The following is a 19209-nucleotide window of genomic DNA, read 5'->3' as shown; positions in this document are numbered from 1 at the left end:
TGATTCAATCGAAGGATCGAGGCATGACCGATCACAGCAGCGGGACGGAGGATGGGGAAGCATCCGGAATATTGATCCCGTTGCATGAGGCGCGCAACGCCCGCCTCGATCAGCCGGTGCGATTCGACCGGCGCGAACTTGACCAGATCCTCAGGCTTTACGGACGCATGGTGGCGGCCAATGAATGGCGCGACTATGCGATCGACCATCTCACGGATCGCGCTGTCTTTTCCGTCTTCCGCCGGGCCAGCGAAGTGCCGCTGTTCCAGATCGTCAAGGACCCGAAGCTGGCGCGCCGGCAAGGCGCTTTCGCCGTGATCGCCGCAGGTGGCCGCATCCTCAAACGCGGCCAGGAACTCGGCCGCGTGCTCGGCGTGTTCGATGCCAAGCTGAAGCTCGTCGAAGCCTGAGGGAATTGAATAACCGAGAAAAAAAGCCGCGGCTCCAGCAGGCCCTGAGCGCCTCTTCTTCAATTCTTCAGTTCTTCAGTTCTTCAGCTCCTCAATTCCTAATTCTTCAATTCTTCAATTTTCATTTCCTCTTAAACCCCGGAACCTCCGTTCCGGCAGGGAATCCGGATCCGGCGGCAGCGTCGCGCCGCCGTTCAGCGACAGCTGCATGAACACCGTGTCCAGCCAGCGTCCGTGCTTGTAGCCGGAGCCTTCCAGGCGCCCGGAATGGCGGAAGCCGAGCTTCTCATGCAGCCGCACCGAAGCGCTGTCCGCGTGGCCGTCGCCGATCACCGCAATGATCTGGCGGAAACCCGCCGCGCGCGCCGCCTCGATCAGCGCCTGCATCAGCAGCGAGCCCACGCCCTGTCCCTTGGCCTCCGGCGCGACATAGACCGAATCCTCGATGACGAACCGGTAGGCCGGGCGCGGCCGGAACGGCCCGGCATAGGCATAGCCGAGCACGGCGCCGTTCTTCTCGGCCACGAGATACGGAAAGCCGCCGGCCGCCAGAGCGTCGAATCGGTTGCCCATTTCGGCGCGGCTGGGCGGCTCCAACTCGTAGCTCGCTGTGCCATGCGTGACCGCATCGGCATAGATCTCCGTGATTCGGTCGAGGTCGGCCGCGGTGGCGGGTCTGATGGCAACAGTGCTCATAATTTGTGCAGTTCTCTTTCCCGCCTCGATAACAGCAAAGGACCGCGCAAAAAGAAAGGGCGGCCGTTGGGCCGCCCTTCGCAAAGTCTTTGGTCCACTGGGACCGGGCAACTGCCCTTAGCGGCGGTCGCCCATAAACTGCAGCAGGAACATGAACAGGTTGATGAAGTCGAGATAGAGCTGCAGCGCGCCCATGATCGCCTTGCGGCCGGCAACGTCGGCGACGTCGCCCTCGAAATACATCTCCTTGATCTTCTGCGTGTCGTAGGCGGTCAGGCCCGCGAAGACCAGCACGCCGATCGCCGAGATGGCGAAGGCGAGCGCCGACGACTGCAGGAAGATGTTGATCAGCATCGCGATCAGCAGGCCGATCACGCCCATGATTAGGAACGAGCCGAACGCCGACAGGTCGCGCCTTGTCGTGTAGCCGTAGAGCGACAGACCGCCGAAGGCCGCGGCCGTGGCGAAGAAGGTCTGGGTGATGCTGGTGCCGGTGTAGACGAGGAAGATCGTCGACAGCGACAGGCCGACAAGGCCGGCATAGACCCAGAACGTGGCCTGCGCCGCCGCCACGCTCATCGACTGGATGCGGAACGACAGGAACATCACCGCCGCGAGCGGCGCCAGGATGACGACCCAGCGGAACGCGCTTGCATAGATGAGCTGGCCGAAGGCGGTCAGCTGGCCGTCGCCCGTGACGGCGAGCTGGAAGGCGCCCCAGGCGGCAAGGCCGGTGATCAGAAGGCCAAGCCCCATGAGGTTATAGACTTTGATCATATAGGCGCGCAGGCCCTGATCGATATCGACGCGCGCGCCGGGGGCGGCGGACGTCTGGTAGTTGCGAATGGGATCAGCCATTGGAAATCCTCTGTTGCTTCTGCCCCGTCCGGTGACAGGTCCTTTCTGGATGACCCGTTGGGACCAGGCGCCGCTGGCGGAGCTCCAGCATGCCTGCGCAAAATATGAGCGTTCTCGACGTCAAGAACAAGACGGTAACGAGCGGTAACGCTTTGTAAGAAAGCAAAAGGCCGGTTTTCGCCGCTTCCGGCCGCCTTTCTTACAAAAATTTAACCGGGCTCACAAAGATTTAACCGGGTGAACGCCCGGAAACCTCCCGGTCAGAGGTTGCGCAGCACCGGCGCCGCCTTGTGGCCGAGCACCCGCCAGGTGCCGGCAAGGCCGATACCGACGGTGACTGTCAGCGAAACCAGGATAGTCGCCACCGCCACTTCCGGCATGAAATGCGACGGCAGCGTCATGATATGCGCGACCACGAACCAGGCGGCGATGCCGCCGGCGGCAAGCGCGAACAGTGCGGTCGCAAGGCCGATCAACGCATATTCCAGCGAGAAAGCGGTAATCAGCGTCCGGCGCGTTGCGCCGAGCGTCTTCAGCACCACAGCGTCGTGGATGCGCGCCCGGTTGCCGGCGGCCAAAGCGCCGGAGAGCACCAGCACCGAGGCGATCAGCGCCACGCCGGCGGCGGCGCGGATCGCCGTGCCCAGCTGCGCGACCAGTCGGTTGATGATGTCGAGCGCGTCCTTGACGCGAACCGTCGTCACCGCGGGAAAGGCGCGGGTAACGGCATTGAGCAGCCTTGCATCGTCGGCCGTGGTGGCTTGTTTGTCGGTCAATGTCGCCAGCCAGCCATGCGGCGCCCCGGCAAAGGTGTTGGGCGAGAACACCATGACGAAATTGATGCCCATCGTCTCCCACTCGACCTGGCGGAAATTGGCGATCTTGGCCGTGACGTTGCGGCCGAGCACGTTGACGGTCACGGTGTCGCCAAGCTTCAGCCCGATCGCCTTGCCCTCCTCGGCCGAAAACGACACCAGCGGCTCGCCGGAATAATCCTGCGGCCACCACGCGCCTTCGGTCAGCGTCGCGTTGTCCGGCTGCTTGGCGTCATAGGTCAGGCCGCGGTCGCCTCGCAGCACCCAGGCGCCGTCGGCTGGGATCTTCAGCTTGTCGACATCGGCGCCGTTGAGCGCCATGATGCGGCCGCGCAGCATCGGCACCTTGACCAGCGTGCCTCGCGGCGACTCCCTGCCGACAAGGCTGGCGAAGGCATCGACGTCGCTGCTCTGGATGTCGACGAAGAAGAAGTTCGGCGCCCGCTCCGGCAGGCTGCCGGAGATCTGCCGCCGCAGATTCCCGTCGATCAGCGCTAGCGTCACCAAGAGCGTCAGCCCAAGGCCGAGCGACAGCACCACCGAGGGCGTCAGCGCGCCCGGACGATGGATGTTGCCTAGCGCCAGCCGCAGCGACACGGAACGCGCGCGCCGGCTCTTTTTCGCCGCCCATTGCACCAGCACCGCCACCAGCCGCAGCACCAGGAAGGCAAAGACCGTGGCGCCGACGAAGATCGAGGCGATGCGGTGGTCGTTGGCCGAGAGGATCGCCAGCGCCGCCAGCGCGATGACGATTGCCAGCGCCGCACCCGCATATGGCAGGCGAGGCAAACCGCGGCTCTCGAATCCCATTTCGCGGAACAGCGCCGTCGCCGGCACGTCGCGGGCACGGCCGAGCGGCAAAAGCGCGAAGGCCAGCGTCACCAGCAGGCCGAAGAATGCGGCAAGAGCGAGCGCGCCTGGGTAGAAGCCGCCTTGCGCCGGCACGGGGATGACGGATTGCAGAAGCGCGCTCGCCACGAACGGCATCACGGCCCCAAGGATGAGCCCGAGCACGATGCCTAAGCCTGCGATCAACAGGATCTGCACCAGATAGACGGTGAAGACGAAGCCGCCCGAAGCTCCGAGGCTCTTGAAGGTGGCAATGACGCCGCGCTTGCCGTCGAGATAGGCGCGCACGGCGTTCGCCACGCCGACGCCGCCGACCACCAGCGCCGTCAACCCGACGAGCGTCAGGAATTGCGAGAATCGCTCGATATTGGCGGAGAGCGCGGGGGCGGCGTTGCTGCGCGTGCGGATCGACCAGCCGGCCTGCGGGAAATCCTTCGCGGCTTGAGCCTGGATATCCTTGATCCGCGCCTCGGACGTGCCGTCGGGCAGCCGCACCTTATAGGCATTCTCGACCAAGCTGCCTGGCTGCACCAGGCCGGATGCGGCGAGGCCCTGGCGCGAAATCATCAGCCGCGGCGCGAAACCGAAACCGTCCGAGACCGCATCCGGCTCGCTGACCAACCGCGCCCGCAACTCGAAAATGGCGCTGCCGAGGTTCAACCTGTCGCCGATGTGAAGATTGAGCCGGTCGAACAAAAGGTCGGGCGCGGCGGCGCCGAACACGCCGGACTTTTCACCGAACAATTGCTCCTTCGGCAGCGCCGGATCGGTTTCCAGCGCGCCGTAGAGCGGATAGGCGTCGTCGACGGCCTTGGCCTCGACCAGCGCCTGGTCCGAGCCGTCCTCCAGCCGCGCCATCGAGCGCATGCCGGAATTGAGCGAAACCGTGCCGAGGCTCCGGACGAAGCCGAGCTCGGCGTCCGAAGCGCTGCGCTGGTTGATCTGGAAGCGCAAATCGCCGCCAAGCAGCGTCTGGCCTTGATCGGCGACGCCGGCGGAGATCGCCTGCGCCACCGAATTGACGCCGCCGATCGCCGCGACGCCCAGCGCAATGCAGGCCAGGAAGATCATGAAGCCGGACAGGCCGCCGCGCATCTCGCGCAGCGAGAAGCGGATGGCGAGCTTCAATGTCCGCGTCAAGCCGGCACCTTCGCCAGCTGGGGCGCGTCCTCGACTCGCCCCGAGCGCATCGAAATCTGGCGCGCGCAACGCCCGGCAAGCGCCGGATCATGCGTGACCAGCACCAGCGTCATGCCGCGTTCCGCCGCCTTGGCGAAGAGAAGATCGGCGATCTGCTTTCCCGTCGCCTGGTCGAGATTGCCGGTCGGCTCGTCGGCGATGAGGATGCGCGGCGACGGCGCCAATGCCCGCGCGATCGCCACGCGCTGCTGCTCACCGCCGGAAAGCTCGCCCGGATAATGCGTCACGCGGTCGCTCAGGCCGACCGCCGCGAGTTCACGCGCGGCCACCCCGAACGGATCGGCATGGCCGGCAAGCTCGAGCGGCACCGCGACATTTTCCAGCGCCGTCATGTTGGGGATGAGATGGAAGGATTGGAACACGATGCCGATGTTTCGCCCCCGAAACGAAGCCATCTGGTCCTCGCTTTTGTCGTTGATCAGCTCGCCGGCGATCCGGACCGTGCCCGAATCGACCCTTTCCAGGCCGGCAAGCACCATCAGCAGCGTGGACTTGCCGGAACCGGACGGGCCGACAATGCCGGTGGCTTGCCCGGCCGCGACGTCGAGGCTGACGTTCTTCAGCACGTGGACGGAGGACGCGCCCTCGCCGAGCGTCAGCGATACGTCCCTCAGCGCGATGACGGCTTCTGTCACAATGAAAGTGCCCTATATGTGAAAAAAAGGAGACGGTCTGTGTCTCCTTCCTTGGGTTGTTTCGGTCATATGGGGCTCGCCGCATGGCATTCAAACACCGTTCTGCCGCAGTCCTCATCCTTTTCCTCGCGCTTTGCGGCGCCATTTCGCCGGCGCGCGCCGTCACCTTTACCATCGTCGGCTTCGGCGACAGCCTGATGGCGGGCTTCAACCTTGGCCCCGGCCAGGGTTTCACCGACAGGCTGCAAGCGGCATTGAAGGCGAAGGGCCTCAATGTCGCCGTGGCCAATGCCGGCGTGTCGGGCGACACGTCGAGCGGCGGGCTGGCGCGGCTCGACTGGTCGGTGCCGGACGGCACAAGGCTGGTGATCCTCGAGCTCGGCGCCAACGACATGCTGCGCGGCCTTTCGCCCGAGATCGCCGAGAAGAATCTCGACGCCATGCTCGGCAAGCTGAAGCAGCGCAACATTCCGGTGCTTCTGGCCGGCATGCGCGCCGCGCCCAATCTCGGCGCCGACTACCAGAAGGCCTTCGACGCCATCTATCCGCGGCTTGCCGAAAAATACCGTGTCCCGCTCTATCCGTTCTTTCTCGACGGCGTCGCCGGCCATCCCGACCGCCAGCTCGATGACGGCCTGCACCCCAATCCCAAGGGGGTCGATGTCATGGTCGAGCGCATCCTTCCCGTGGTCGAGAAGGCGATCGCCGACAATGGTGGCCCGTCATGAGGGGGTGGACCGTCATAAGGGCGGGCCGCCGTGATTCCGGAACGCCACCGCTTTCCGCTGGGGAAACCCTGTGGACAACAAACCGCTTGCCCCGCGCTTATATCGATGATTCGCTAGGGCCGAGAGTTTCGATTCGAGGACAGGAGGCTTCACATGCCACGTCTTTTCACCGCCCTCGAAATTCCGCGTGATGCCGCACTCTCTTTGTCCCTGCTCCGCGGCGGGCTGCCCGGAGCGCGCTGGATCGATGTCGAAAACTACCATCTGACGCTGCGTTTCATCGGCGATGTCGAGGGCCATGTCGCCGACGAGATCGCCAACGCCCTCGACAGGGTCGACCGCCCCTCTTTCCAGATGACGCTCTCCGGCGTCGGCGCCTTCGGCGGCAAGAAGCCGCATGCGGTGTGGGCCGGCGTGTCGGCCTCGCCGGACCTGACGGCGCTGCAGGGCGAGATCGACCGCATCTGCCAGCGGCTCGGCCTGCCGGCCGATCCGCGCAAGTTCTCGCCGCATGTAACCCTGGCGCGCCTGCGCAATGGGAGCCCGCTTGATGTCGCGCAATATCTTTCGGCGCGCGGCAATTTCGCGGCATTGCCCTTCCGTGTCGGCCGCTTCGTCCTCATGTCGTCGCGTGATTCGGTCGGCGGCGGCCCCTACATCGTCGAGGAGGCGTGGCCGCTGGTCGGCGAAACGCTGGCCTCGAGCCGCTTCGCCAGCGCTTCCGACGCCTCGCGGATCATGCGGTAGATCGAGGCGAAGGCCTCGGCGCCGTCGTAATAGGGATCGGGAACGTCCTCGGCCTTTCCCGCGGCAAAATCCAGATAGAGATGGATGCGGTCGCGCGCGGCCTGCGGCGCCAGCGCTTTGAGGTCGCGCACATTCGCCCGGCCCATGCCGAGGATCAGGTCGAAGCGCGAAAAATCCCCCGGCAGCACCTTGCAGATGTTGCCGAGGCAAAACGAACAGAATGGATTTTATGGGCTTTGCGCTCATCGATCCGGCGCTATGGTTGGATCACTTCCGACTAGCACAGGGACCGGACATGAACAGGGAAAAACTCAGCAAGGAAGCGATCGCCGCCGCGCTTGCGGAACTCGACGGCTGGTCGCTTGCCGTCGACGGCGCTTCGATCAAGCGCAGCTTCGTCTTCAAGAACTTCTCCGAGGCCTTCGCCTTCATGACCCGCGTGGCGCTGGCGGCCGAAAAGATGGACCACCACCCGGATTGGTCGAATGTCTACAAGACCGTCGAAGTGACGCTGAACACGCACGACGCCGGCGGCGTGACGGCGCTGGATATCGAGTTGGCAAAGCGGATGAACCGGTATTTCGGCTGAACTCTTGTAGCAGCCTCCCGCTTTCACCACATTTTCCCGCGGCGGGCTGGTGCAACGATGCGCATGGCCGCTAAGGAGCGGCTGATGACGCAACGTACCGGTTTCGATTTCTTCGGCTTCGGCGACAAGCTCGCCGGCGAAGGCGAGGTCCGCGAAAAATTCTGGCGCACCGCCAAGAAGGCGGCGCGGCAGATTCCGTTCATGGACGAAGTTGTTGCCGCCTATTACTGCGCCATGGACAGGGACACGCCGCTGCGCGCCAAGGCCACCCTGCTCGGCGCGCTCGGCTATTTCGTCCTGCCGTTCGATTTCATTCCCGATTTCGTCGTCGGCCTCGGCTACACCGACGACCTCGCCGTGCTGACTGCCGCAATCACCGCCGTCAGCGCCCACATCACGCCTGCCCACAGGCAGGCCGCCAGGGATGCGTTGGCCGACAAGAGCTGACTTACGCCCGCAAATCAGCGCGTTCGAAAAGACAAACTCTTGCCGTTTTCGTGGCCTCCAACTCCGCGCCGGGACAACGCGCCGACAACCACAGGCGGCGGCGCGATGGTGGCGGTTTCCTGGGGTGAGCTCCTTTTCTTCGAGGACAATTCACCGTTTGGTAACCCTGATTAAATCAAAATGAAGCGACGGCAGGACGCCACGCGGCCCGCCTCCGCACCATTTGGAATACGGGAAGAACGATGCGCGGATTGATTGCTACAATTTCCGGCCTGGTCCTGGCGGCCAGCTTCGCAGTGCCGGCGCTGGCTCAGCAGGCGACGAAGATCGGCCAGCACAATGCCTGGGGCACCTACAGCTATCAGTCGAAGGCAGGCAAGGTCTGCTATGTGCTCACCGTGCCCACCGACAAGCAGCCCCCCTCGCTCGATCACGGCGACATGTTCTTCTTCGTCAGCCAGCGTCCGGGACAGCAGGTTTCCTACGAGCCGCAGTTCATCGCCGGCTACAATTTCCAGGAAGGCTCGAAGGCCACCGTCACCATCGACAAGAAGACCTTCTCGATGTTCACCCGCGGCAAGTCGGCTTGGGTCGAGAACGCCGCCGAGGAGCCGGTGCTGATCGCCGCCATGAAGACCGGCTCCGACATGAAGGTGCAGGCCAAGTCCGGCCGCGGCAACCCCACCTCCTATGTCTTCTCGCTGAAGGGCATCTCGGCCGCGCTGGCCTCCATCGCCAAGTGCAAATAGGCCAAGCCGACATCCGGATTTGACGCAAAGGCCGGGCCGCCAGGTCCGGCCCTTTGCATTCGGCTTTGTCCTTGCGTCGGCGCTGGTCGATTCCGCGCGCCGGCGATCGCCTGCGGCTATCTTCAAAAAATTGCGTGGCGAACGGAATAGTTTCCGGCCGAGACCGGTAGATGGGGCAAAAGAGGGAGAACGCTCTTTGAAGTGGCCGTCATCTGCACGGCCACGTCGAAACAGGGAGCGGCGGCAAGCACTGGGGACGAGCGTCTTTCAGGGCTTGCAGTCGGGAGGAGCACGCTCCCATCCGGCCCAGCGGTTGCCTGTCCCCTGTCCCTGACCGCTGGGCCGTCTTTCACGCCGGCTCCGGCCGGGCAGCGCAGGCAAGATAGGCCCGGCTTGCGCCAATCCGGCTTGAAGCGGGCGACATGAGACGGGCGGCATGAGATGGGATGAAACCGAAGTTCGACGTCATACCGCATCTGGAGGATCTGTGGCGTTACGGCAGGGTGCTCACCGGCAATGATTCCGACGCCGATGACCTGGTGCAGGAAGCTCTCGCCCGTGCGCTCTCGATGGCCGGCAGCTACGATCCCTCCCGGCCGCTGCTGCCCTGGCTGATCAGGATTGTCCGCAACACCTTCTTCACCGGCGCCAGCCGTGCCGATGCCGACAGGCGGCGCCTCGCATCGATCGCCGACCTGTCGGATGCGGCCTTGCCGCCGCCGCAGGAGCACAGCGCCGAGTTGTCCAACGTCACCAGGGCCCTCGCCCGCATGCCGACCGACCAAGCCGAAATACTGCATCTCGTCGGCGTCCTGGGCTTCACTTATGCCGAGGCGGCCGACCTGCTGGGCGTGCCGACGGGAACCGTGATGTCCCGCCTCAGCCGGGCTCGCACGGCCTTGAAGAACAACATGGAAGATATGGACAGCGCAGCCGCCCGTCACTTGAAGATCATTGGAGGGCGTGATGTGGCCCGATAATCGCGTTTCCGAACAGGATATCGGCCGTTTGCTGGATGGCGAGCTGTCGCCGTCGCAGCGATCCGAGCTGCAGGCCCGGCTTGCCCGCGAGCCCGAGCTGGCGGCGGCGGTGTTTGCCCACGCGCAACGCATGGAAGCGCTGCGCGATTCCCAGCCCCGGCGATTGTTCCCGCCCGGCGCGACCGTCGAAAAGGCGAGACAGCTGGAACAGGCGCTTCGCCGCAGGCGGATGTTCGCGATGCTCAGGCTTCAGGCCGCCGCTGTCGCCCTGGTCGCGATCGGGTGGTCGGCCAACTCGCTGACCGTTCCGCTTCGCCAGGGCGGCAGGACAGCCGACGAAACCTTCATCCTGGCCGCGCGGGATGCGCTGCGCGTCGCGCAGCTCAATGCGGGTCCCGAAAAGGGCGTCGAGCTCAAGCAGGACAAGATCCAGCGGCTGGTTGGCGCCGTCAACGTCAGCATGCCGACGCTGCCCTCCGCATGGGTGGTCAAGGATGTCCAGGTGCAGCCTTGGGACGGGCAGCAGAGCCTGGTGGTGACGGCGGATACGCCGAGCGTCGGGCGTATCACGCTTGTCGCCGCTCCGATGAACGGCGAGGGCGCCGTTCCGCCGACGCCCGCCACCGACGGCCGCGTGCCGACGGTCTATTGGCAGTCCGGGGGCACGGCCTACGCGCTGATGGGATCGGCCGCACCGGATCGGCTCGAGGTGGAAGCAAAGCAGATCGAGGTCGCCACGCGTCGCGGCGTTGCGCCGAAGATAAGAGGCTGATCGTGGCCGCCGGTCGCAGAAGGGAAAAGAATGCGCCCGATGTTGGAGTTCAAAGCCCGCCCCTGCCGCATGCTGTCGGATGGGTCCACACGATGAACGTCCAGTCCTTCGAAAGGAGATACTATCCGTCCACCTGTCCGGTTTGCGCCGGCGTGTCCCTGGAAGCCGAGGTCACCCTGCGCAAGGTGGAATTCCAGTGTGCCGCCTGCGGGGCATTCGAGATCACCTCGGCGGCTCGGAACGCGATGAAGGGCTTGTCACGGGAGCACCGTCAATTGTGGCTGTCGCAAGCGCGGCTGCGGGCTTCGACCGTCCCGCTGATCGCCTGCGCGAACGAGACGCCGCCGTAGGTCACCGGCTCCGCCGGTGACCTGGGAACTTGACCCGGGAAGCGCTGCGCGCGGGCGTTTCCCAACGGCCCGGCATCTCGGCTTGGGGTTGCCGGGCCGTTTTCACGAAAAGAGGAAATAAACCGGTCCGATTCTGAGGCCCATCATGAAGCCCGCTCGCATGGAGACGATCCGTACCGCGCTTCGCGAGTGGCTGGCGATGCGTGGAGCCGCGCGCTTCCCTCCCCACGAAGGCGCGCCATATGGCTATGTGACGCCGGACCGTTTCTGCTGACCGGATCGCGGTTCGAGTTATCGGCGAGCAGCCATGCCCCAGGAACATCCCTCTGACCGGTCCAGTCTGGAACTTTACGAGCCGATCGATATCCTGAAACCCGTCGCTCCCGATCTGTGGATCGTGGACGGGCCACGAATCGGCTTTGGCGTCGGACCGTTTGAATTTCCCTTCACCACTCGCATGACGGTCATACGGCTTCGCAATGGCGACCTGATCCTGCATTCGCCCGTGGCGCTGACGCCCGCGCTCCGGTCCGCGGTCGAGCTTTTGGCGCCGGTCCGCTTCCTGGTTGCGCCGAATTCCCTTCACTGCTGGTGGCTTCCCGACTGGAAAGCAGCCATCCCCAAGGCGGAGGTTTTGGCGGTGCGCGGCCTGCGGGAGCGGGCGAAGCGTCCGATCGCGGTGGACCGGCTGCTGGTGGGACGCGGCTCGCCCTGGCTGGCCGAGGTCGACCTGTTGGTCGTGCGCGGCGGCGTCCTCACCGAAGCCGTTCTGTTTCACCGCGCCACGCGAACGCTGGTCCTCACCGACCTGATCGAGAACTTCGAGCCAGGCCGGATTCACAGTTGGTTTCTGAGGCTTCTCGTCAGGCTCGCCGGCGCGGCCGATCCGGACGGCAAGGCGCCCATCGACATGCGGCTGAGCTTCTTTCGCCGTCGCCGGGCTCTGCGGGCGGCCGTTCACCAGATGCTCGCCTGGCATCCGGAACGCGTCATAATTGCCCATGGCCGGTGGTATGACAGAGACGGCGCCGACGAACTCAGGCGCGCGTTCCGTTGGGTCTTGTGACGATCGCCCACCTTCGAAGCTGCTAGACTAGACTTTCACCGCTTCGCTCGTCTCCGCCCGCCGCCGCCGGATCGCTTCGGCGATGAAGACGCGCGACAGCGCATGGTAGAGCGGTTCGTTGGAGATGAGCCTCGCCGTGCCGTAGCCCAGCATCGCCGCGCACATCAGCGCGATCACATTGTCGTGGTTGCCGGTCATTTCGAGGATGATGACGAAGGCCGTCATCGGCGCCTGCACGACGCCGGCGAAATAGCCGGCCATGCCGAGCAGCGCCGCGGTTCCGGTGGCCGTGCCGAAGACCAGGCCGAGCGTGCTGCCAAGGCCGGCGCCCACCGCCAGCGACGGCGCGAAGAGGCCTCCGGGAATGCCCGACACCATCGACAAGAGACCAGCGGCGAATTTCTCGACGAAAAAGAAGGCCGGCAGCGGTGTGCCTTCGATCGCGCCGCGCGCCTGCACATAGCCGGTGCCGAATGTCAGCCCGCCGGAGGCGACGCCGATCACCGCCACGGCGAGCCCGCAGATAGCCGCCACGACCAGAGTGCGTGGCAGCGGCTGCAGTGCGTTCCAGCGCCGGATGCGGCGCATGACGTTGAGCGCCAGCAGTGAGAACAGCGCGCCGGCACCGCCGCCGATGATGCCGCAGGCGAGCACCAGCGGCCAGTCGGCAACGAAGGCGACCGTATCCTTGGCGACGCCAAAATAGGGGTAGTTGCCGAGCAGCCCGAGCGAAGCGAGGCCGGCCAGGATCACCGCCGTCAGCACCAGCCCGTTGGTGCGCGCCTCATAAGCGCGGCCCATTTCCTCGATGGCGAAGACGATGCCGGCAAGCGGTGTGTTGAAGGCGGCGGCGATGCCGGCGGCGGAGCCTGCCAGGATCAGGCCGCGTGCCTGTGCCATGCCGCCCCATCGCGCCGCCTGCAGCATCAGCGAAGCGCCGACCTGCACCGTCGGGCCTTCGCGGCCGATAGAGGCGCCGCAGGCGAGGCCGACGATAGTGAGCGCGATCTTTCCCACCACCAGCCTCAGCGACAGGATGCGGCTGCGGTCGTCCTCGTCGCGCAGGTGACGTGCCGCAATCGCCTGCGGAATGCCGCTGCCTTGCGACCCCGGAAAGAAGGAATGCGCAAGCCAGGCGCAAAAGACGAAACCGAGCGGCGTCGCCACAAGTGGCAGATAGAAGCGCCAGCCGCCGTCGTTGCCAGTCACGGCAAGGAACAGGGCCTGCGCCCGGTCGGCGAGCAGGGCGAACAGGACGCTGATCAGGCCGATCGAGATGGCGCCGGCCCAGAAGACGAGGCGCGGTTGCCAGACGCGCCGCGACATCCACATGGCGTGGGAACGCCGCAGCATGCGGTATTTTCGGGATATGCCGGCCATGACCGTCCTCTTGATGGTTACCCGCCCTAGCACAGTCGCCGGGTCGATCAACCCGCTAGGGCGAGCCCGACGCTATGTCAGTCAGGTCGAGGAGTGGTGCTCAAGGGGACGTTACCGGATGGCGGATAACCCGCCGGCGTACCGGCCGGCGGGGAGGTCGGCACGCAGGATCGGCGAGGTCACATCGCCATTTTTTCACATTCGGCCTGGGCCTTCTTGGTCGACGTATCGATCATGTAGGCTTTGCCCTTGGCGTCGGTGATCATCATCATGCAATGCTTGATCGGCTTGGCCATCTTCATCATTTCGGCGCTCATCTTGGCGTCCGGCATCATTGTGCCCATGTGACCGTCCGGCATGATCGCGGTGACCTGCCCGCCCTTCATCATGGTCATGGCGCCCATTGTATCTTCGGCAAAGGCTTGCGAGGCGCAAAGACCGGCGAGGCCGGCAATGAGTGCGAGCTTGATTGAGTGCATCTGAACAACTCCCATTGTTGAGGGGCATGGTCGCCCTCTTCCGGTTCGCCGGCGCAGCTCGAATGATTACGTCAACACGAATATGTGATCGAGTTTCAGATGGGCAGCCGGCCGCGTTACGCCCCTGGCTCAGGCAGGTGTCAGAATTTGTTGACCTCCGTGCCAGTCGAAATAGCTATCGCTTCGCATCGGTCGAGACATAAAGCAGCCCGGTGTGGTGGGACGCGGGACCGGCTGGGCCGCACGACATCGATGCCGGCTTGGGAGAAGGAAAGCCCGGGCGCATGACTCCGGCGCCGAGCTGTGCTATGCGCCGCGCTTCCCGTGCGGCCGATGCTGAAATCGGCCGCAAATCGCTTATATTGGCGCCACCATGACCGTTTCGCTTGATCTTACCGCCGAAGGCGCTCGTGACGCCTTGCGCCGCGCAGCACCGGCCGAGAAGCCGTCGCTGATCGGCCTGACCCGCGCCGAGCTCGCCGAAGCGCTTGTCGGCGCCGGCATCGTGCCGGAGCGCCAGGCCAAGATGCGCGCCCAGCAGCTCTGGCACTGGATGTATGTGCGCGGCGTTTCCGACTTCGCGCATATGTTCAACATCTCCAAGGAATTGCGCGCGGAACTCGACAAGCATTTCACCGTCGCGCGGCCGGAGATCGTCGAGGAGCAGATCTCTTCCGACGGCACGCGCAAATGGCTGTTCCGCTTTCCGCCGCGCGGGGCCGGCCGCCCCGTCGAGATCGAGACCGTGTACATTCCCGAGGAAGGCCGCGGCACGCTCTGCATCTCCTCGCAGGTCGGCTGCACGCTGACCTGCTCCTTCTGCCACACCGGCACGCAGAAGCTGGTGCGAAACCTCACCGCCGAGGAGATCCTGGCCCAGTTGCTCACCGCGCGCGACCGTCTCGGCGACTTCCCCGACCGCGACACGCCGGACGGCGCCATTGTGCCGGCCGAGGGTCGCAAGGTGTCCAACATCGTCATGATGGGCATGGGCGAGCCGCTCTATAATTTCGAGGCGGTGAAGAAGGCGCTGCTGATCGCTTCCGATGGCGACGGGCTTTCCTTGTCAAAAAGGCGCATCACGCTGTCGACCTCCGGCGTCGTGCCGGAAATCTTCCGCACCGGCGAGGAGATCGGCGTGATGCTGGCGATCTCGCTGCATGCCACCAATGACGACCTGCGCGACCTGCTGGTGCCGATCAACAAGAAGTTTCCGCTGAAGGAGCTGATCGCCGCCTGCAAGGCCTATCCAGGCCTCTCCAACGCCAAGCGCATCACCTTCGAATATGTGATGCTGAAGGACGTCAACGATTCCCTCGACGATGCCAAGGCGCTGGTGAAGCTCTTGAAAGGCATTCCCGCCAAGATCAACCTCATCCCGTTCAACCCCTGGCCCGGCACCAACTACCAGTGCTCGGACTGGGAGACTATCCAGAAGTTTGCCGACTACATAAACAATGCCGGCTATGCCTCGCCGATCCGCACGCCGCGCGGCCGCGACATCCTCGCCGCCTGCGGCCAGCTGAAGTCGGAGTCCGAACGCATGCGCAAGGTCGACCGGCTGGCGCTCGAAGCCATGATGATCGCGGGGCACGGCGAGGCGTGAGGCGCATCATCGCCTATCTCGTCCGCTTCGCCGTCATCCTGGTCGGCTATATCGTCGGCTCGCTGGCGGCAAGCGCCTTCCTCAACGCGCTTTTCCTCGGCTATTTCGGTTACCCTCTGGAGCCGGGGCACCCGACGATCGCGCCGGCGCTTTATTTCTCGGTGCCTTTCGTGGCGCTGTTCGTCGCCTATTTCGCCTTCATGCCGGCGGCGGTCGTCATTTTGATCGCCGAAGTGCTCGGCCGGCGCGACTGGCTGTTTTACGCGCTGGGCGGCGCCGTCATCGCACTCGTCTTCCTCGGCTTCGTCCATAGTGTGGGCGACGCCGATTTCGATGTCACAGCGACCAACGCCAGATTGGCCGTGATCGGCGCCGGCATGGTCGGCGGCATCTTCTACTGGCTCTCCGCCGGCCGCTGGGCCGGAAGCTGGCGCCGCGAGGCGCTGCCCGATCCGCGGGCTTAAGTGTGGGGAGCGTGCTTGCCGGACCTCGCTGGCGCGTGCCGGAGCAGCCTATCCGATAACGATCACCTTTCCGGTGATGGCTCCCTCGACGCTCCTCGCGTAGGCAAGACCGACCCGTTTCGAAGAAACAGGTTCGTGGCCGGGAAACCATTCTCCATACCGTGGCACGGAAACGTCCAGAAGCCCCGGGCTCACCACGTTGATGCGCAGACCACGCGGCATTTCGATTGCCGCCCCGACGACGAAGCCGCCAAGGGCGCCATTCGCCGTCGCTGCAGCCGCCCCCGTTCGGATTGGATCGCGGTCCAGCACACCACTCGTCAACGTGAAGGATCCCGCTTCGTTGACGATATCAAGTCCTGCCAGGACCAGATTGACCTGCCCCAGCACCTTGTGCCTGAGACCGAGCATGAAACTCTCTTCCGTATAGTCGTGCAACCGACTGAAATGAACGTCGCCTGCTGTCGAAACGACGGCATCCACCTTGCCGCAACTTGCGTACATGGCATCGACCGATGCGCGGTTCGCCATGTCGACCCGGATGTCGCCACTGGAACGACCTGCCCTGATGATCTCGTGGCGACTTTCCAGCTCGGCGCACACGGCTTTGCCGATGTCACCCTCGGCACCGACAACGACAATCCTCATGACGCTGCGATCTCGTCATACCGCTTCAGCTTGTGCGCAAGGATTTCGGCACAACGGTCCAGGACCCCGCGTTGCTTGTCGAGCTGTTCGGAGTGGCCCAGAAGAATTCGCTTTCGCTCTGGGATCGTTTCGTCGCCCCTTTGGTAGAGCCGCGCAAAGTACCGCATCGTTTCCATCCGCATGCCGGTGTCGCGCAGGGACGACAGCAGGACGAGCCAATCGACGTCCACCGCCGAAAAGCGACGCTTGCCATCTCTTCCTCGTTCGACGGGCGGAAGCAGGCCCGCCTTTTCATAGTATCGGATGGTATCGATACCGAGCCCGCTGGCGGACGCAGCCTCTGAAATCCGCATGCCTTGCCCTTGATCTACACTGTGCAGACCAAGCTACCGTCCTGGAGCAACTCCAGGTCAAGGACTTTTCTCTGAAACGGCGCCGGACCGGACGACCGGAAGCTCGCTTGGGAAAGGGGCGATGGAAGCCTACTTCGCGTGCGCGGTCAGGATCTTGAGCGCGAAGGCCGAGAACACGCCGCCGAACAGATAGTCGACAACGCGCGTCACGCGCGGGCTTGCCTTCATCGCGGCGGAGAACTTTTCCGCCGCCAGCACCATCGGCGCCGTCACCGGGATCGACAGCACGATGAACATCACGCCGAGGAAGAACAGTTTTCCGGATGCGTTCGGATCGTGCGCGGAGACGAATTGCGGCAGGAAGGTCATGAAGAACAGGATGATCTTCGGGTTGAGCAGGTTGACCCCGAGCCCGGCCGCCCAGCTGCGGAACAGCGAAACTTGCGGTCCCGTTCGCTTCTCCGGCGAAAAGGCCGAGCCCTTGGCGATCGCCTGCCAGGCCAGGAATACCAGATAGCCGGCGCCGAAGATCTTCAAGACGAAGAAAGCCATCGGCGAAGCGACGATCAGCGCCGATATGCCGACCACCACCAGCGTGGTGTGGATCAGCGTGCCGCAAAGCGCGCCGGCCATGGAGGCGAAGCCGGTGGCGCGGCCCTGGCTCAGCGTTCGCGAGACGAACAGCGTCATGTCCGGTCCCGGCGTGATCGCCAGGATGACGGTGGCGATAGCGAACTGGATGAGCGTCGAAGTGTCGGGAATGAAGGACATAGAAGGCCCGGTATCGTGTTGGTTTGCGAGTTTATAGCGCGGCTGCCCCAGTCGCGCCAGCCGAGGCGATTGGCTTCTCCTGCTCACCTTCGTCTCTTGCGCCGCCCGGAAAGGCCGTGATACCTCGCCCGCGAAGCCATTTTCCCGCGGAACCGCCAAAATGTCCAAGACCAAGAACGTCAAGAAAGTCGTGCTCGCCTATTCCGGCGGCCTCGACACCTCCATCATCCTGAAGTGGCTGCAGACCGAGCTCGGCGCCGAAGTCGTCACCTTCACCGCCGATCTCGGCCAGGGCGGCGAGCTGGAGCCGGCGCGCCGCAAGGCCGAGATGATGGGCATCAAGGACATCCGCATCGTCGACGTGCGTGAGGAATTCGTCGCCGACTTCGTCTTCCCGATGTTTCGCGCCAACGCCGTCTATGAAGGCACCTATCTGCTCGGGACCTCGATCGCCCGGCCGCTGATCTCCAAGCATCTGGTCGAGATCGCCAAGGAAACCGGCGCCGACGCGATCGCGCATGGCGCAACCGGCAAGGGCAACGACCAGGTCCGCTTCGAATTGTCCGCCTATGCGCTGAACCCCGACATCAAAGTCATCGCGCCGTGGCGCGACTGGTCGTTCAAGTCCCGCACCGACCTTCTCAACTTCGCCGAGCAGCACCAGCTCCCGGTGCCGAAGGACAAGCGCGGCGACGCGCCCTTCTCGGTCGACGCCAATCTTTTGCACTCCTCCTCCGAGGGCAAGGTGCTGGAGGATCCGTGGAGCGAGCCGCCGGAATTCGTGCATCAGCGCACCGTCTCGCCGATGGATGCGCCCGATGTCGTCACCGAGATCGAGATCGAGTTCCTCAAAGGCGACCCGGTCGCGCTCAACGGCAAGAAACTGTCGCCGGCCACCATGCTGGCGGCGCTCAACGACCTCGGCCGCGACAACGGCATCGGCCGCCTCGATCTCGTCGAGAACCGTTTTGTGGGCATGAAGTCGCGCGGCGTCTACGAGACCCCCGGCGGCACCATCCTGATCGCCGCCCACCGCGCGATCGAATCGATCACGCTCGACCGGGGTGCCGCCCACCTCAAGGACGAGTTCATGCCGCGCTATGCGGAACTCATCTACAACGGCTTTTGGTTCTCGCCAGAGCGCGTGATGCTGCAGGCGATGATCGACAAGAGCCAGGACGACGTCGAAGGCACGGTGCGGCTGAAGCTCTACAAGGGCAACGTCATCGTCACCGGCCGCAAGTCGGAAAAGACGCTCTATTCCGATGCGCTGGTCACTTTCGAGGACGATCGCGGCGCCTACGACCAGAAGGACGCGGAAGGTTTCATTCGGCTCAACGGGCTGCGGCTCAGGACACTGGCGGCAAGGAACCGCCGCTGAAGCTGCTGATTTCCCCCTCGAGGGGGAGAGATGTCGCCGAAGGCGACAGAGGGGGTCGCTGCGCGTGAAGCGCCGACACCCTGCGCGACAAGAAACAGCGTCGACGCTCTGTATGAGACGACCCCTTCTGGCCTGCCGGCCATCTCCCCCTCAAGTTGGGAGATTCCCACTTTCCCGGCTTTCGCCAATCTCCAAGCCCAACAAAAAAAGCCCGGCGCATGGCCGGGCTTTTTCGT

Annotated in this window: 24 protein-coding genes; 14 read left to right on the top strand and 10 right to left on the bottom strand. The window is 64.5% G+C overall.

Features of this window, described 5'->3' with window-relative positions:
- Positions 1–23: 23 nt before the first annotated feature.
- On the top strand, positions 24–410 hold the full coding sequence (locus tag LB553_RS27555; RefSeq protein WP_224517957.1) for a DUF2794 domain-containing protein: 387 nt from the start codon (positions 24–26) through the stop codon (positions 408–410).
- A 114-nt stretch (positions 411–524) separates the two neighbouring features.
- Here the strand turns inward: LB553_RS27555 and LB553_RS27550 are convergent, their stop codons facing one another.
- The 4 genes from LB553_RS27550 to LB553_RS27535 form a co-directional block, all read right to left on the bottom strand.
- Complete coding sequence (locus LB553_RS27550; RefSeq protein ID WP_224517956.1) at positions 525–1106, bottom strand: GNAT family N-acetyltransferase; 582 nt, start codon at positions 1104–1106, stop codon at positions 525–527.
- Between the two features lie 117 nt (positions 1107–1223).
- Positions 1224–1964 carry a Bax inhibitor-1/YccA family protein gene (locus LB553_RS27545; RefSeq protein ID WP_224517955.1) on the bottom strand — a complete coding sequence of 247 codons (741 nt, stop codon included), beginning with the start codon at positions 1962–1964 and terminating at the stop codon, positions 1224–1226.
- A gap of 260 nt (positions 1965–2224) precedes the next feature.
- Positions 2225–4723, bottom strand: a complete 2499-nt coding sequence (locus tag LB553_RS27540) for an ABC transporter permease (RefSeq protein ID WP_224517969.1) — start codon at positions 4721–4723, stop codon at positions 2225–2227.
- Positions 4724–4764: 41 nt separating this feature from the next.
- On the bottom strand, positions 4765–5463 hold the full coding sequence (locus LB553_RS27535; RefSeq protein WP_224517954.1) for an ABC transporter ATP-binding protein: 699 nt from the start codon (positions 5461–5463) through the stop codon (positions 4765–4767).
- A gap of 83 nt (positions 5464–5546) precedes the next feature.
- On the opposite strand from LB553_RS27535, the gene LB553_RS27530 reads away from it, so the two are divergent.
- Positions 5547–6191: an arylesterase gene (locus LB553_RS27530; protein ID WP_224517953.1), complete on the top strand. Its 645-nt coding sequence runs from the start codon at positions 5547–5549 to the stop codon at positions 6189–6191.
- Between the two features lie 153 nt (positions 6192–6344).
- Positions 6345–6938 carry an RNA 2',3'-cyclic phosphodiesterase gene (thpR, locus tag LB553_RS27525; RefSeq protein ID WP_224517952.1) on the top strand — a complete coding sequence of 198 codons (594 nt, stop codon included), beginning with the start codon at positions 6345–6347 and terminating at the stop codon, positions 6936–6938.
- On the opposite strand, the gene LB553_RS27520 is transcribed toward thpR, so the two are convergent.
- Positions 6845–7126 carry a hypothetical protein gene (locus LB553_RS27520; protein WP_411962276.1) on the bottom strand — a complete coding sequence of 94 codons (282 nt, stop codon included), beginning with the start codon at positions 7124–7126 and terminating at the stop codon, positions 6845–6847. The genes thpR and LB553_RS27520 overlap by 94 nt on opposite strands.
- 107 nt (positions 7127–7233) lie before the next feature.
- Between LB553_RS27520 and LB553_RS27515 the strand changes: the two genes are divergently transcribed.
- The 8 genes from LB553_RS27515 (at position 7234) to LB553_RS27485 (ending at position 11891) form a co-directional block, all read left to right on the top strand.
- Entirely contained in the window at positions 7234–7527 is a 294-nt protein-coding gene (locus LB553_RS27515; RefSeq protein WP_224517951.1) for a 4a-hydroxytetrahydrobiopterin dehydratase, read from the top strand.
- An 84-nt stretch (positions 7528–7611) separates the two neighbouring features.
- Entirely contained in the window at positions 7612–7974 is a 363-nt protein-coding gene (locus tag LB553_RS27510; RefSeq protein ID WP_224517950.1) for a YkvA family protein, read from the top strand.
- A 242-nt stretch (positions 7975–8216) separates the two neighbouring features.
- A complete protein-coding gene (locus tag LB553_RS27505) occupies positions 8217–8723 on the top strand; it encodes an invasion associated locus B family protein (RefSeq protein ID WP_224517949.1) in 507 nt (168 codons plus the stop codon).
- A 446-nt stretch (positions 8724–9169) separates the two neighbouring features.
- Positions 9170–9703 carry a sigma-70 family RNA polymerase sigma factor gene (locus LB553_RS27500; RefSeq protein ID WP_224517948.1) on the top strand — a complete coding sequence of 178 codons (534 nt, stop codon included), beginning with the start codon at positions 9170–9172 and terminating at the stop codon, positions 9701–9703.
- On the top strand, positions 9687–10475 hold the full coding sequence (locus LB553_RS27495) for an anti-sigma factor family protein (protein ID WP_224517968.1): 789 nt from the start codon (positions 9687–9689) through the stop codon (positions 10473–10475). Before LB553_RS27500 ends, LB553_RS27495 begins: the two co-directional genes overlap by 17 nt.
- 92 nt (positions 10476–10567) lie before the next feature.
- Positions 10568–10825 carry a hypothetical protein gene (locus tag LB553_RS27490; RefSeq protein WP_224517947.1) on the top strand — a complete coding sequence of 86 codons (258 nt, stop codon included), beginning with the start codon at positions 10568–10570 and terminating at the stop codon, positions 10823–10825.
- 145 nt (positions 10826–10970) lie between these two features.
- Entirely contained in the window at positions 10971–11099 is a 129-nt protein-coding gene (locus LB553_RS30615; RefSeq protein ID WP_263484265.1) for a hypothetical protein, read from the top strand.
- A gap of 33 nt (positions 11100–11132) precedes the next feature.
- Positions 11133–11891, top strand: a complete 759-nt coding sequence (locus LB553_RS27485) for a DUF4336 domain-containing protein (RefSeq protein ID WP_224517946.1) — start codon at positions 11133–11135, stop codon at positions 11889–11891.
- A 27-nt stretch (positions 11892–11918) separates the two neighbouring features.
- Here the strand turns inward: LB553_RS27485 and LB553_RS27480 are convergent, their stop codons facing one another.
- Both LB553_RS27480 and LB553_RS27475 read right to left on the bottom strand, forming a co-directional pair.
- Complete coding sequence (locus LB553_RS27480; RefSeq protein ID WP_224517945.1) at positions 11919–13271, bottom strand: chloride channel protein; 1353 nt, start codon at positions 13269–13271, stop codon at positions 11919–11921.
- A gap of 179 nt (positions 13272–13450) precedes the next feature.
- A complete protein-coding gene (locus LB553_RS27475; protein ID WP_224517944.1) occupies positions 13451–13750 on the bottom strand; it encodes a hypothetical protein in 300 nt (99 codons plus the stop codon).
- A gap of 373 nt (positions 13751–14123) precedes the next feature.
- Here LB553_RS27475 and rlmN point away from each other — a divergent pair, with 373 nt between their 5' ends.
- Both rlmN and LB553_RS27465 read left to right on the top strand, forming a co-directional pair.
- Positions 14124–15356 carry a 23S rRNA (adenine(2503)-C(2))-methyltransferase RlmN gene (gene rlmN, locus LB553_RS27470; RefSeq protein ID WP_224517943.1) on the top strand — a complete coding sequence of 411 codons (1233 nt, stop codon included), beginning with the start codon at positions 14124–14126 and terminating at the stop codon, positions 15354–15356.
- The gene (locus LB553_RS27465; protein ID WP_224517942.1) at positions 15353–15820 is read left to right on the top strand and encodes a hypothetical protein; all 468 of its coding nucleotides are present in this window, start codon (positions 15353–15355) and stop codon (positions 15818–15820) included. Before rlmN ends, LB553_RS27465 begins: the two co-directional genes overlap by 4 nt.
- 48 nt (positions 15821–15868) lie before the next feature.
- On the opposite strand, the gene LB553_RS27460 is transcribed toward LB553_RS27465, so the two are convergent.
- The 3 genes from LB553_RS27460 to LB553_RS27450 all read right to left on the bottom strand — a co-directional run bounded on the left by LB553_RS27460 (position 15869) and on the right by LB553_RS27450 (position 17592).
- Positions 15869–16468 carry a short chain dehydrogenase gene (locus tag LB553_RS27460; RefSeq protein WP_224517941.1) on the bottom strand — a complete coding sequence of 200 codons (600 nt, stop codon included), beginning with the start codon at positions 16466–16468 and terminating at the stop codon, positions 15869–15871.
- Positions 16465–16821, bottom strand: a complete 357-nt coding sequence (locus tag LB553_RS27455; protein WP_224517940.1) for a MerR family transcriptional regulator — start codon at positions 16819–16821, stop codon at positions 16465–16467. The genes LB553_RS27460 and LB553_RS27455 overlap by 4 nt, the downstream gene beginning before the upstream one ends.
- A gap of 129 nt (positions 16822–16950) precedes the next feature.
- A complete protein-coding gene (locus tag LB553_RS27450) occupies positions 16951–17592 on the bottom strand; it encodes a LysE family translocator (protein WP_224517939.1) in 642 nt (213 codons plus the stop codon).
- A 160-nt stretch (positions 17593–17752) separates the two neighbouring features.
- Here LB553_RS27450 and LB553_RS27445 point away from each other — a divergent pair, with 160 nt between their 5' ends.
- Positions 17753–18973, top strand: a complete 1221-nt coding sequence (locus tag LB553_RS27445) for an argininosuccinate synthase (RefSeq protein ID WP_224517938.1) — start codon at positions 17753–17755, stop codon at positions 18971–18973.
- Positions 18974–19209: the final 236 nt, after the last annotated feature.

Source organism: Mesorhizobium sp. CA8, assembly GCF_020164955.1.
GTDB lineage: Bacteria > Pseudomonadota > Alphaproteobacteria > Rhizobiales > Rhizobiaceae > Mesorhizobium.
Note: the sequence above shows the minus strand (reverse complement) of the source record. Positions and strands in the feature narration are given on the sequence as shown.